The sequence below is a fragment of the Pseudoalteromonas sp. RWi3 genome (assembly GCF_054960735.1).
In genome coordinates, this window is record NZ_JBHNYL010000013.1 from 1 (window position 1) to 13,100 (window position 13,100).

Annotated in this window: 11 protein-coding genes; 9 read left to right on the forward strand and 2 right to left on the reverse strand. The window is 37.2% G+C overall.

Annotation, left to right across the window (positions count from 1 at the left end):
- From ACFI4Z_RS14800 to ACFI4Z_RS14835, 8 genes are all read left to right on the forward strand, one after another.
- The coding region (locus ACFI4Z_RS14800) for a HEPN domain-containing protein (protein WP_462671258.1) at positions 1 to 431 on the forward strand (431 nt) is incomplete at its 5' end.
- A gap of 190 nt (positions 432 to 621) precedes the next feature.
- On the forward strand, positions 622 to 2,211 hold the full coding sequence (locus ACFI4Z_RS14805; RefSeq protein WP_462671259.1) for an AAA family ATPase: 1,590 nt from the start codon (positions 622 to 624) through the stop codon (positions 2,209 to 2,211).
- 6 nt (positions 2,212 to 2,217) lie between these two features.
- A complete protein-coding gene (locus ACFI4Z_RS14810; protein WP_462671260.1) occupies positions 2,218 to 5,523 on the forward strand; it encodes an AAA domain-containing protein in 3,306 nt (1,101 codons plus the stop codon).
- Positions 5,520 to 7,199 (forward strand): hypothetical protein, encoded by a 1,680-nt coding sequence (locus ACFI4Z_RS14815; RefSeq protein ID WP_462671261.1) that lies wholly within the window; start codon positions 5,520 to 5,522, stop codon positions 7,197 to 7,199. Before ACFI4Z_RS14810 ends, ACFI4Z_RS14815 begins: the two co-directional genes overlap by 4 nt.
- A complete protein-coding gene (locus ACFI4Z_RS14820; protein ID WP_462671262.1) occupies positions 7,196 to 9,370 on the forward strand; it encodes a hypothetical protein in 2,175 nt (724 codons plus the stop codon). The genes ACFI4Z_RS14815 and ACFI4Z_RS14820 overlap by 4 nt, the downstream gene beginning before the upstream one ends.
- Complete coding sequence (locus tag ACFI4Z_RS14825; protein ID WP_462671263.1) at positions 9,363 to 9,572, forward strand: DUF2997 domain-containing protein; 210 nt, start codon at positions 9,363 to 9,365, stop codon at positions 9,570 to 9,572. Before ACFI4Z_RS14820 ends, ACFI4Z_RS14825 begins: the two co-directional genes overlap by 8 nt.
- Positions 9,572 to 10,069, forward strand: coding sequence for a hypothetical protein (locus tag ACFI4Z_RS14830; RefSeq protein ID WP_462671264.1), 498 nt, complete (start codon positions 9,572 to 9,574; stop codon positions 10,067 to 10,069). Before ACFI4Z_RS14825 ends, ACFI4Z_RS14830 begins: the two co-directional genes overlap by 1 nt.
- 3 nt (positions 10,070 to 10,072) lie before the next feature.
- A complete protein-coding gene (locus ACFI4Z_RS14835; RefSeq protein ID WP_462671265.1) occupies positions 10,073 to 10,657 on the forward strand; it encodes a 4Fe-4S single cluster domain-containing protein in 585 nt (194 codons plus the stop codon).
- Positions 10,658 to 10,826: 169 nt separating this feature from the next.
- On the opposite strand, the gene ACFI4Z_RS14840 is transcribed toward ACFI4Z_RS14835, so the two are convergent.
- Together ACFI4Z_RS14840 and ACFI4Z_RS14845 are read right to left on the reverse strand one after the other, a co-directional pair.
- Complete coding sequence (locus tag ACFI4Z_RS14840) at positions 10,827 to 11,222, reverse strand: DUF2750 domain-containing protein (protein WP_462671266.1); 396 nt, start codon at positions 11,220 to 11,222, stop codon at positions 10,827 to 10,829.
- 77 nt (positions 11,223 to 11,299) lie between these two features.
- The gene (locus tag ACFI4Z_RS14845) at positions 11,300 to 11,881 is read right to left on the reverse strand and encodes a TetR/AcrR family transcriptional regulator (RefSeq protein ID WP_462671267.1); all 582 of its coding nucleotides are present in this window, start codon (positions 11,879 to 11,881) and stop codon (positions 11,300 to 11,302) included.
- A 138-nt stretch (positions 11,882 to 12,019) separates the two neighbouring features.
- Here ACFI4Z_RS14845 and ACFI4Z_RS14850 point away from each other — a divergent pair, with 138 nt between their 5' ends.
- Positions 12,020 to 13,066, forward strand: a complete 1,047-nt coding sequence (locus ACFI4Z_RS14850; RefSeq protein WP_462671268.1) for an alkene reductase — start codon at positions 12,020 to 12,022, stop codon at positions 13,064 to 13,066.
- Positions 13,067 to 13,100: the final 34 nt, after the last annotated feature.

The following is a 13,100-nucleotide window of genomic DNA, read 5'->3' on the forward strand; positions in this document are numbered from 1 at the left end:
ATGATGTTTTAAAAAAAGCGAGCTTGATAATGACCTTAACAGCATGGGAAACCTATGTTGAAGATGTGGTAACTGAAATTTTTGATGCCAAGTTTAGCTTAATTAAAGGCTCTCAATTTGGCGACTTTGCAGAAAAACAATTACATGAGCGTTTGAAGTTTTTTCATAATCCAAATTCAAATAAAACCAAAAAGCTTTTTGAAGAGTTTTTTGGTGTAGATATTACCGAGCAGTGGATATGGCCAAACGTGTTACCGAAAGATGCCAGGGAGCAGCTGAATAAATGGATTTTTAAACGGGGTGAGGCCGTACACCGTGCACAGCTTGATACTACTCAACCACAAATAATTAAAAAAGATGAGCTTGAAAAGTGTTTGCGTTTTTTTAAAGCGCTTGCACAAGCAACGGACAAAGCATTAGCAGTAATGTAAAGGAATAAGTAATATGTTTACAAACAAGAATAAAAAATATTTTTTATATGACATTTTTCTTAAGTACTTATTATAATTAAATTAAATATTGAATAGTTATAAAGAATTTAGTATTTTTTCTGAAAGGCCAAATGGAAATAGGAATATTACTTGGCTATAAAACTTATCTTTTTATGTTGTATGGATAGCTATGGATTTCAAAAAACAAATAACACTTGCTGTGAAAGCCGGTGCACCCCTTATACAAATTATTAGTCATGATACCCTTCGAATTAGGGCCGCAGTTAACTCAATTGCTGATATTTTGAGCTGTGAAGCTTTCATTTGGGATAGCTGTAAAGGTTTAAGAAAAGGGGTTAGTCAACAAGAACTAATGGAAGATGTAGATACCCCCTCCGAAGTACTTGAGTGGGTAATTGGAGATAATGATGATTTGCCCACTCCAGTTAACTGTATTTTACTCCTTGAGGACTTTCATCCCCATATAGGCACTCACGATCATAAAAATATTTCACGTTTACGAAGTTTTGCTGTAGCGGTTGCTGGCCGTCGAATTGAGAACGTAACAATAATCATGTCACAACCTGTTTTTGATTTACCTGCAGAGTTGGTAAAAGATACCCAAGTTTTTGAAATGCCTTTACCTAACCAGTCAGAACTAAAAAAGCTGGCTGAGCAGGCAAAACAAAAGTTTGAGTTAGATGAGCGAGATTGCTCTTTCAGTACTGAGTTTCTTAATTCAGCATTGGGGTTATCTACAAGTGAAGCGCAGTTAGCATTTGCTAAGATTGCTTGCGAAAATCAGCGATTAAATGAACTTGATATTTCGACTATTGTTCGAGAAAAAGAACAAGTCATAAGAAAGCAAGGACACTTAGAGTACTTTCATCCAAGTGCCACGTTGGATGATATAGGTGGTCTTGACAACTTAAAAAAATGGCTTAAACGAAGAAAGCTTGCTTTTGGCGAAAGCGCAAAAGAGTTTGGTTTAGAGGAGCCAAGAGGTTTACTTTTATTAGGTTTGCCTGGTACAGGTAAAAGCTTAGCAGCTAAAGCGATAGCGAATGCTTGGCAATTACCTTTACTACGATTAGATATAGGCAAAATATTTGGTGGTATTGTAGGTCAATCAGAATCGAATATGCGAGAGGCACTTCAGTTAGCAGAAACATTATCCCCGAGCATTTTATGGATAGATGAAATTGAAAAAGGATTATCAGGGATTCAAAATTCTGGTTCATCAGATGGAGGTACTTCAGCGCGAGTGCTTGGCAGCTTTTTGACTTGGATGCAAGAAAAGAAAAAGCCTGTATTTGTTGTTGCAACAGCTAACAATATTGCGCAGTTGCCCCCAGAGTTACTTAGAAAAGGCCGTGTTGATGAGATTTTCTTTGTCGATTTACCCACTGAACAAGAGCGCGAAGATGTTCTCAATGTCCATTTAAAAAAGAGAAATAGAGAAGATAATTTAACTCCAGTTGAGATAAAAGAAGTTGCTCAACTCACACTCGGCTTTACTGGAGCTGAGTTAGAGGAAGTAATCAAAGAGGCTTTGTTTATGGCCTTTGACGATGGCATCGATATTAACTTTGAACATATCAAATCAGCGATTGAAGTAACTACGCCCATATCAATGACTATGCACGAACTGATCGATAAAACTCGTTCTTGGGTCAAAGGGCGAGCAGTGCGCGCAAGCTCACAAACACCTGAAGTAATCACTGATAAATCAAAATCAATGACTCGCTTAAAATCTGAAATAGAAAATCCTTTCGAGTAATCTGTTATGAATCCATTTTATCTATCACTTTGCGGTGATGAGTCAGAGTCGTCGAAATTTCAAGACAAAGTGCGCGATGGTCTAACCCCTTTTCGTAATTATTTATCTAACAGTATTTCAGCGTTTAAAGATAAAGAAGTCACATGTGAATGGGAAGCGCTTGCCCAACAGCAATTTATTATTAAGCCAAAGCAAAAAATATATCAAATAGTACCCCTTACTCGAATTCGCTTAATCAACCCAGATAAAGATTGGTATCGATTAAACAGCGCTGACTTGGATGATGACTTTGAAGTTGACCTTGATGAGCCCGTAACAGTGGGCAAAGGTAAAAAAAGCCAAAAAATTAAAGTAACTGATTCCAGAGTGCGTAATACTTTTTGTGAAATTAAAATAGAACACAGTGAAGTTATTACTTCAATAGTTTGGCTAGGTTATACAATTTCATTAGTACCCTTGAGCCTTACTGTTATAACCACGGACAAAGTAATAGTGGATGAAAAAAGTTACAGTATCGATACTTGTAATGATTTAGTTGTAAATCTGTTTGGGCAGTTAAATGAAAAAGAAGGAATAGCCAAGCTCAATGATTTAACCGTAAAGTTTGAGACCATAAAAGCTTTTTCGGATGCCGAATTGGCAACACATGTAAAAAAGGAAGCTACTAACTGGTTAGTTATTTCAGCGAAGAAACCTAATTATGATTGCGCTAAAATTGAAGATATCACCGCACGTGAGCTTAAAAACTTAACGTTTGAGAGCTTGTTTGATAGTAAAGGAAAATCATTAAAACAATGTGATTGGGAGCTCTCTTTAAACAGTACTAACGTCACTATTACCGCACAACGAAGCAATCTAACAAAATTAAGTCATTGTAGTTTAGGTACTCATCCAGATCTTGAATTTGATATTAAAGAAGAAAATACAAAAGAGCAGTGGATACAGTTAATTGAACCAAAAAATAGCGATGATAGTGGTCTATCTGCACTCGATTATTTTTTTAGTGAGAACGCGATTATTTTGGAATCTAACCAGAATAATAATCGCGAATCATTTCACGTAATAAAAAGTAATAGTGAAGAGAAACAGTTATTACTGGCTAAATCAAAACAAACTAAGCAGCAAAGCATTTTGCCTAGGCATAAAACGATAAAGGCCAAAGCTGATATTTCTCAACTACGTAAGCAACAAGATGCATTAGTTGCTCTAACGTCTGCTCCTCACTCAAAACAGCATGGATTACTTAATTTATTTAAAGACCAAACGAGTAAACCTTGGCAGCATATAGAGCCGGAGCCTCTTCAAGAGAACGAATGGAAGATTTTGACGGATATTCGCTTTAAAGGCTGTCAAGAACAGCGTGAGTTCGTTGAAAAAGCATTAGCTACCCCTGATTTTGCAATTCTTGATGGCCCTCCCGGTACAGGGAAAACGACGTCTATTTTAGAGCTTATTGTTCAGTTAGTTCGCCAAGGTAAAAAAATACTATTAACAGCATCAACTCATGCTGCAATAAATAATGTTCTAGAGCGGATAGACAGTAAACAACTTACTAATGAAGTGTTTGCACTTAGAATAGGAGATACTCATAACGCTCAAGGACTTGAACATTACCAATTTGATAGTTTGGTTCAAAGTGAAAATACTAGTAAACAGATATTAGTCGAAAGTGCGAACCTCATATGTGGAACCACCATAGGTATAATGAGATTATTTAACGATAAAGAGGTCAATTTACCTCTTTATGAACCAGCTTTCGATGTGATGATTATAGACGAGTGTAGTAAAACCCCTTTTCAGGAATTTTTGGTACCCGCCCGCTATGCGGCTAAACATATATTAGTTGGAGATATCCGCCAACTCTCCCCATTTACTGATAGAGAGCAAATAGTCGCAAACCTCGAAAACCTTATATTAAACCCTGGAAGAAAAGGGCACGCTTCGCAAACGTTAGATAAAAACTTGCAAACAGCATGCTTTTTACTGGAAACGTTAAGAGCAGGGCAGAAAAGCCATCATGCATATTCAAATCAATTAATTAAAACTGTTTCACCACAAGAAGCTAGAGCCTTAAAGGTCGAGCTTGCGCAAAGAATAAAAATAGACGAAGAATATAAATGTATCCTAGTGATCGACACATCAAATATAGAGAAATACGCTTCGAATCCAATTTTACTTTGGGTGTATAACCTGTGTTTTGTTGCGGATAATTGCTTGCAAAAAATTAATGGCTTTGTACCCGCTGATAGCATTTGGCTATCAGATGATTGGCATTCGAGTGCTCACGCATTTTCACATAAGGCATTATTTGATAACGTTCAAAGGCTTCATAGTCGTGGCGCTAATATCAACGGAATGTCAGAGGTGGCAGAGCACTTTAATAAACAATTAAAAGAAAAATCTTGGGCTGAGGAGGTCTGTTGGCGATTAGAAAGATTATATTGGCTACGTTTATCACACAATTTTGATAACAAAACTAAAAATTATAAGGAAACTATAGAGCGCCTTTTGCCGAAAAGTGAAACTTGCGAAGGGCGAGTTTTTCAGCTGCAACAAGTGGCATTTCCCTCTGTACTAGAAGCGTTATCAGGTAATGGATTACAAAAACGAAAACAAGATATCTCGCATACGCTTAACTCAGGTTTTACCCCGAGTATTAAGCAGCAACGTCATACAACGCTAAGCTACCAACATCGAATGCATCCAGCTATTTCTAAATTCCCGGGGCTGCAATTCTATCGTGGTGAGTCACTTAAAAACGGTGATAGTGTTGCTATTGATAGAGAGTGGGAATATCAGGGGTTTGAATCACATGCGACTTGGCTGGATATTCCTAAACATAGTAAGCATGCACAAGTAAGTCATAACAAAAATAAAGCAGAAGTTGATAAGATCCTTAAAGAATTAAAACAGTTCTGTGATTGGGGGGAAGGTCGTGTAAATGACGAAGGGCAGCTTTATAGTATTGCTATTCTAACCTTTTACAAGGGGCAAGAAGCAGCGTTAAGAAAAGAGTTACAAAAACTCCCGGGGAATAATAAAAAATATAGTCAATTTGAGTATAAAGGACAGCCTATTAAATTAGCTACGGTTGATTATTTTCAAGGGCAAGAAGCTGATTTGGTTTTTTTATCTATGGTGAATAATTATCGCGATGGTTTTTTAGACTCACCTAATCGTCTTAATGTTGCGATTACACGTGCTCGTTATCAGCTAGCGATTGTTGGTTGTTATGATTATTTTGCGAATAATAGCCGAACTACTGAGCTTAAGAATCTGGCTAAAGCGCTCTTACCAAGGAAAGTAAAATGAATTCGTCACTGCAAGAACAATTACAGAAAATAAAACCAGATATTGCCAAGGATAGATCTAGAACAGGTCATCCTGAAAACATGCGACACCCTTCTAAAAAAACACGTAGTAAATCTAATGGTCCTTTGTTTACATTAAGCCGAAAGGTTAATTTAGTATGCCTCCCTTTGTTGGGAACGATAGAGGTTTACGTTAAGCGACAGGATATTGCTGATGCGCTTGAAAAAGTAGAAGAACTGCCTATTAGATTAGTTGAGTACTTAAAAAAATTAGCTTTAATCGATCGCAATAATGAGTTAACGGCCAAGGGCCAAGAATTTATGAATACAGCATTGTTACCAACATTGGAGCGGGGCTTGTATCACATTTGGTTTGCAGAAAATGACCAATTATTGTTTAAAGCCCCAATTTTAATACAACGTATTGATGCTTTTGCCACGAAAGAGCTTAATAAATATCGACGTTATCGCGGCGATATCAATCGATATTTATCTGAGCAGGCTATTACTACCAACCTAGCGATAGAAAATAATAAATCGATCTCAATTGAGTCGGTTAAGGTTGCAATTAAAAGCATTGAAGTGCTATGTGATACGCAAGGGAATTCAAGCTTGCCTTTAAAGTGGCAGTTACAAGATCACAGTAAAGCTACTCTTAGTGGTAAATTAAATATTGAGATACCAAATAATGGAAAAGGAGGCAAAACGACTATTGTTGAAAAAGAAGTTTCTTTTAATTTACCAACCAGCCACAACCAGTATATGGAAGTAATGGACAGTATAGGTAAGCAGCTAAATGGCAAGTGGGATAATCAGAAGCAGTTTTTTGTTATTCCTTTTAATGAAACTATTGATGAGAAAAATACGCTTAACGACTTATCGTTAAAAAAACTCCCTTTTAAAACAGTTAATTCAACTAGTTTTGGCTCATTTGAGATAGAAGAGCATCAGCCATTGTCAATTTCACCCATGAATTCAGGTGATGGAGAAAAATGGTTAGAAGCATGGTGCAAACATTATTATCAGCAAAAACATAAAGCGTTGATACATGCAGAAAAATCGCAATTGGAGTGGCTTTCTCAACCAGAACTAATAGCACATGATATTACACCTATTCAGGTTGATAAGATGCTAGCAATATTAGGAGCTGAAGGTAAAACCACTGCCTATTGGCAAGCAGCAGCAGGCTTCGATTTAATGCCACACATAGCAGCTGATTATGGCGTTGCTTTAACATTAGATGATAACGCCGAGTTCGAATTGACAAAACTCATCAACCATTTAACCAATGATAGAACCATAGAAAATATTATTATTTCAGATCGCTATTTCACAACCGCTCATCAACAAGCCCTTTTAACAAGCATAGCGAAAAAAACAGGTGTATCTGATGGGGTGTTTGTAACACTTGAGCAAATGTACAAAAAGGAATTGCCTGAAAGTTGGCAGCCTAAATTTATTAATAAATCTCCAGATAACCATGATCGCTACTGGTTATTTTTCACATTGGCAGGTTTAAAGTGCTGGAAGGTCAGTGCAAGTTTAGACTTTGCTCGCGAGCAACATGGGCAGTGGGTCGTGCATGGCACACCGACTTTCACTCCCTTAGACAAGAGGGATTTACCACAATATCTTCAAGACATTGTTGAAGAATATAACAGGGAATGTGTGGAATGATAACATTAGCACCAAAAGAAATTCAATTTGAAAAAGATTTCAGTGAACAAAAGCTTAGCAGTAAATTCGTAGCTAAAAATACTAATACCGAATCGGTTTATGATTGTGATGTTGTTACTGTATTTAACAAAGCTAAATTGATACAGCAGATAGAAGAGACAAAGCATACTTTAATTATTTCTGCAGATGTCCTGTTTGATAGTGAGATTATCAAAACGATACAGTTACTCGTTGATAATCAACCTGCCATACGCGTGTACTTATGTTTAGGTGATGATGCACAAAACAAAACAGCGATCGATCGGCTAAAATCGCGTTGTTTAGTTCGAACCGGGGTTGCTCAGGCAGGGGCAATATTTTTAAGTGATCATCAGTACTTTAATAAACGCGGTGTAGTTATCACAGAGTTAAATGACAATGGCTATTGTGTGGCTCTTTCACTAGATCAAATTGATGATAGTTACCGCAGTTTCTGCAAACACTTTTGGGATAATGCACAGCATGAATACCTAGGTGAGTCAAAGTGTCAGGCTCAACGAGCAGATGTCAAAATTGTCTTAAACGATGAATATCAATTAGATAGTTATTTCGATAAGAAATCATTTATAACAGCGATATCGACAGTTAACGCATTAGCTTTATCAAATAAAATTGAGCTTGAAGAGTACGCTACCTTGATTTCAAATCGGCAATTTTCTGTTCTAAATTGTATCGCAAAAGAAAATTCAGTAAATATAGTTTTAACTGACTTTAACTACCCTAATATTGTTTATGAAGCTAAAGATGATGAAAGAAGTGAAGAAGTCGTTTGGTTACTCCCTAACGAATTTTCTGCAGATAAAGTAAATTGGGCGATTCAGCTTGATGAACCTCAAAAAAATAATGTGACTAAATCAATTAATAAAGCTACTGAGCTGGCTTGTTGGGAGCTGGCGTTAAAACCAAAAGTATCTGAGCTTGTTGATGTTAACTTTGTGTCTGCTAATAATTCAAATGAAGAGCTTATGACCATAGATGAACGTAAAGCTATCACTTTGGAAGAAAAATATTGCCAATCAATCGAAGAGTTTTTGAGTGAAACTCCAGAAACTTTGTTTGCGAATCAAACTAATTGGTCTGATAAGTTTGCTGCACAACATATTATGTTCACAGGAGTTATTCATCCTCCTTATTGCCCTAAAAACGCAACTGATGATGAATTGGTAGGTAAGTGGGATAAAGTAAATAATCATTGGCATCAATCATTGTCCGAAGTAGAAAGCATGCTAAATAACTTAAGTAAACAACTTACTGAAAGTAGCGACCGCTCATTTGCAAGTTTATTGGAGCAATTTATTTTGGGGCAAGATCAGAAGCGTAAAAAACTGATTGGAAGAATAGATGAGCTCAAAAATTTTAACCTTTTACATTCAACACCTGCTGAGAGAAAAAAGGCAGAAGATGACTTTTCTCAAATATCATTAGAAATAAATCAGAATAAAATGCAAATAGCTCAGCAGATCGATTTGGCTGAAAAAGAACATATGTGGGATAAACAAAATAAGCAGTTATCGGCGAATAAACAACAAGCACGTGAGGACGTGAGCAAAGCGAAAGAACGTATTAACAATAAGCGACCAGAGCTAGAAACATTACTCAGAGAAATAGAAAGCAAGTACCGTGAGGAAGTTAAAACTTACAGAAGTGAGGAAATAGAAGGCAATACAGCGACATTGCCAAAAGAGGCCGAAGAGTTAAAAAGCGCCAAACAATTCTTTGCTAATAAAGAAAATCGAAAGAAGCACGCTAAATTATACCAAGTCCACAACCATCTATTTACTAAACACAGCAAAGTTTATAAAGAGCTGCTAGATATTGAGAAAAATACCGATAATCTTGAAAAACGTTTAGCAACGGTTATTGATGAACTTGAGCGTCATGAGCAAAACAAACCAAAAGTACAAAGCTTAAATGAATCTTTTGATAAACAACTCGGGCTAAAAGATAAAAAACAGTTAAAAATTACTTGGCCTTCAGAAGATTTACCAGTTGATGATTTTTCATTAATGCAAGATAAAGGTAAACGCTACTTAGTGATTAAATCATTAGATAAATATGAGGTTGCGCTCAAAGAGGCATCTCGATTAGAAGCAACAATTTGCATATTAAAAAATGGTGATATTCATGCCTGAGCAACAAATTATTATAACGATTGATGAGCAAGGCCAAATCAATGCCAAAACTGAAGGGTTTCAAGGTGACTCTTGTATAGCTGCAGTTGTTGAGCTTCTTGGTGAACAGATTAATATTACTAATTTAAAAAAGACTGATGAATATCACCAATCACAAACGGTTAAAGCACTTAATATTGTCGAAAATAAGCGAGGTGACTAATGAGTGCTGTTATTAAAACCACCACGCCTTTTGTACTAGATACTGCACTTTTTCAGGCACTAATTAAGTTGGGGTGTGAGCCCCAATATGTTTGTCAAAATAACGTAAACGATTTTATGGGGTTTAATAATATCGAGTGTGGTGACATAGCTACTAATAGGGTTGATTACAATGGACATCAGCACTTTAGAAAGCAAGGCGAACTTTGGGTATTGAGGCATGATTCTGATCAATATAATGCACGAGTTCTAGGTTCGAAGCATTATAAAAAAGTTGCTGAATTCTTATCAGAGCTGGAGCAAGAATATTTGTGTGAATATGAGCGTCACTTAGAAGAACTTGCCGAATTAGAAAGAAAAGAAATTGAAGAGCAAAGAAAGGCTAGGGTAGAAGCAACTCGGCAACAAGCAATAGCAAAAGCTCAAGCTCAGGGTTTTAGCGTAAAAGAAAAGCACATTAATGGCAAAGTTCAGCTTGTTTGTATTAGGCACATTTAATTTATGCTTAATACACCCAAGTTTAAAAGTTCATTTAATCTAAGCCATATAGAGCCACACACGCATATATATGGGCCAGGTACTCGTTTTACTATTTGGCTTCAAGGCTGCAGCTTAGGATGCAAAGGCTGCTGGAATACTCAAATGTGGCCACATAGAGAAAATAGCCTTGTACATAGGGAAAAGTTATATCAACAAATTTTAAATACGCCTGAAATCAGTGGTGTTACCTTTTTGGGAGGTGAACCGCTTGAACAAGCTGATAACACACTTTGGTTAATTAAAAGGATAAAGGAAAAAACGGATTTAACAAGCGTTGTTTATACCGGCTTTGAACAAAGAGAACTCGAGCTTAAAGGTTATTGGACAACTTTATATGAAAATAGCGACTTAATTATATCAGGGCGCTATCAACAAGCATTACGAAACACATATTTAAGGCTTCGAGGTTCAACAAATCAAAGGCTTATTTATCCAGTGGGCTCTAGGCTTATGAAGGAAAGTGATGAAGGTAATGAAGTTGAAATAATTATTGATGAATTGGGTTCTATGACAACTCTTGGCTATCCGGAGATAAACGAAACATAATATGTACTAGCTCAGACTTTACCCATTCAATTATGGTGTCTTTAAGAGGGTGTTCAGAATTCTGTGTCAGGCTCGTGTCTACTCAAATAGCTTTTCTATCTGTTATTGTTTAAGTGTTAATAAGATTAAGCGACCTTAGGTCGCTTTTTTGCTTTTTACATTAGGAAAATTAAAAGCGTTTCTTTTTCGCTCTTAATTGTGAGTCAAATTCATCAGGAAACAAGACAGTGCCGTCATCTTCTTCTGTAGGGAATACGGCAATCAGTAACTCATCTTGCTCTAGGCCCGGGGTCCATCGGCTTTGCCAGTCTTTAATGCTAATTGCTTTTGCTGTGCAGCCTTCCCACTCCCCAGTTGCCCATGCTTCTGCGTAAATTCGTTCTGGCCATACTGGAACGCAGTCGTCATCTTCGTTTGCGAGCATTACACATCCATCATCGTCGTTTAATATCCAAACTTGTTTAAACTCTTGTACGGTTTCAAACATAAATGCCAGTCTTTTTTTTGCTCCTAAACCCAAGATAGTTTCAAACTTTTCGGTTGCGCTCGCTGTTGCGTTATTCATATAAAGGCTCACTTTTGTTTGGCTGTCGTCTTAATTAGTATATTGAAAAATATGACAGCTTGTCGATTGCTTAAAAATTAATTGCTAATGGCGTTGAATAAATCATCAGCTAGCTGGTTAATGTCTTTGGGGTTATTATTTGTTAAGGCGTAAGTTCTAAGTCCGTATAAACTCATTGCAAAAAAGCGAGCAAGTTGCTCAGCTGAACGCTTTGTACTTATTTCTTGCTGCTCTATTGCACGGTTAAGTTGAAAAGCGAGGGCTTGTTCATAGACATTTAAGTTATCGCTTAAAACTTTGCTAATCTGGCTATCTTGTCCTTCTACCTCTGTAATGCTTTTAGTGAGTAAGCATACTTTCATGCTATCACCCCCTAAACACTCCGCTACTACTAATTCTAAGTATGCGCGTAAGCTTGGTAAAACGAGTGTGTTTGCACAAAATAAAGCATTGAATTGCTGATTTTTGTCGGTTTGATATTGTTCTATAGCTGCTAAGAATACGCCTTTTTTATTTTTAAAAGCCGCATATAAAGAACCCGGATGCAACCCAGTTACTTGGGTTAACTTTTGCATGCTTGTTTTTGCATACCCGCATTGTGTAAATGCAAGCATAGCTTGTCGTAACACAAACTCGCGGTCAAACTCGGCTACCCTCATAAATTCTCGCTACTATTAATATGTTTACTTAATAAAAGGTATCAGTTTACTTAATCTTGAACAAATATTCAAAATAGACTTGAATAATTGCTTTAACGACCTTATCTTGAATGTACACTCAAGATAAGGAACACAAGAATGACTACCGATTTGCTAACTCCCTACAAGTTAAATAACAGCATTGAACTACAAAACCGCGTGATGATGGCGCCACTCACCCGCTGCATGAGCGATGATAATTTAGTGCCAACACAGGCTATGGTAGATTATTATGCGCGCCGTGCAGATGCCGGTCTTATAATTGGCGAAGCTACAATTATTCGTCCAGATGCCCAAGGTTATCCAAATACGCCGGGGTTATTTACCAGTGAACAAATACAAGGCTGGAAAAAGGTAACCGATGCAGTCCATGCGAAAGGCGGTAAGATGTTTGCTCAGCTGTGGCATGTTGGCCGTGTAGCACACCCTTACTTTTTTGACGGTGGTGATGTGTTAGCTCCTTCGGCTATCGGTGTTGAAGGCTCTGTGCCAAGAATGCGCGAGTTAACTTACCAAACGCCTAAAGCCGCGACCGTTGATGAGATAAAGCAATTGGTAGAAGATTATGCAAAAGCAGCAGAAAACGCGCTTGAAGCAGGCTTTGATGGTGTGGAAATTCATGGAGCCAATGGCTATTTAATTGATCAATTTTTACATTATACAGCAAACACTCGTGAAGATGAGTACGGACAAACGCCAGAAAATATGTCGCGTTTTGCGCTTGAAGTAGTTGATGCTGTTATCTCGACTATCGGTGAAGACAAAACAGCGCTAAGACTTTCTCCTGGTGCTTATTTTAACATGGAAGAAGATAGCCGTGACAAAGCGGTATTTGACTATTTATTGGCAGCCCTTAATGAACGTGAACTAGCGTACGTACACGGCGGTATTTTTGACGACAGCATGCGTTTTGCAAGCTTAGATAATCAAACGACTTCAGAATACTTAAGAGCCCATTATACTGGTAATCTTGTTGGCGTTGGTAGTTACAGTTTTGATTCAGCAAAGCAGGCAATTAGCGACAATAAATTTGACTTGATTGCAATTGGACGTCCATTTATTGCAAACCCTGATTACATCAGCAAAGTGACTAATGATGAAGAGTTAGTGGCTTATGATGATTCTATGTTGAGTGAATTAGTGTAAATAGCGAGAATTAATCACTAAGTGCAGTACAAAA

Coding starts and splice junctions, on each gene's coding strand:
- ACFI4Z_RS14825 (WP_462671263.1), top strand. CDS start 9,363: ATGCCTGAGCAACAAATTATTATAACGATTGATGAGCAAGGCCAAATC.
- ACFI4Z_RS14835 (WP_462671265.1), top strand. CDS start 10,073: ATGCTTAATACACCCAAGTTTAAAAGTTCATTTAATCTAAGCCATATA.
- ACFI4Z_RS14845 (WP_462671267.1), bottom strand. CDS start 11,881: ATGAGGGTAGCCGAGTTTGACCGCGAGTTTGTGTTACGACAAGCTATG.
- ACFI4Z_RS14815 (WP_462671261.1), top strand. CDS start 5,520: ATGAATTCGTCACTGCAAGAACAATTACAGAAAATAAAACCAGATATT.
- ACFI4Z_RS14805 (WP_462671259.1), top strand. CDS start 622: ATGGATTTCAAAAAACAAATAACACTTGCTGTGAAAGCCGGTGCACCC.
- ACFI4Z_RS14810 (WP_462671260.1), top strand. CDS start 2,218: ATGAATCCATTTTATCTATCACTTTGCGGTGATGAGTCAGAGTCGTCG.
- ACFI4Z_RS14840 (WP_462671266.1), bottom strand. CDS start 11,222: ATGAATAACGCAACAGCGAGCGCAACCGAAAAGTTTGAAACTATCTTG.
- ACFI4Z_RS14850 (WP_462671268.1), top strand. CDS start 12,020: ATGACTACCGATTTGCTAACTCCCTACAAGTTAAATAACAGCATTGAA.
- ACFI4Z_RS14830 (WP_462671264.1), top strand. CDS start 9,572: ATGAGTGCTGTTATTAAAACCACCACGCCTTTTGTACTAGATACTGCA.
- ACFI4Z_RS14820 (WP_462671262.1), top strand. CDS start 7,196: ATGATAACATTAGCACCAAAAGAAATTCAATTTGAAAAAGATTTCAGT.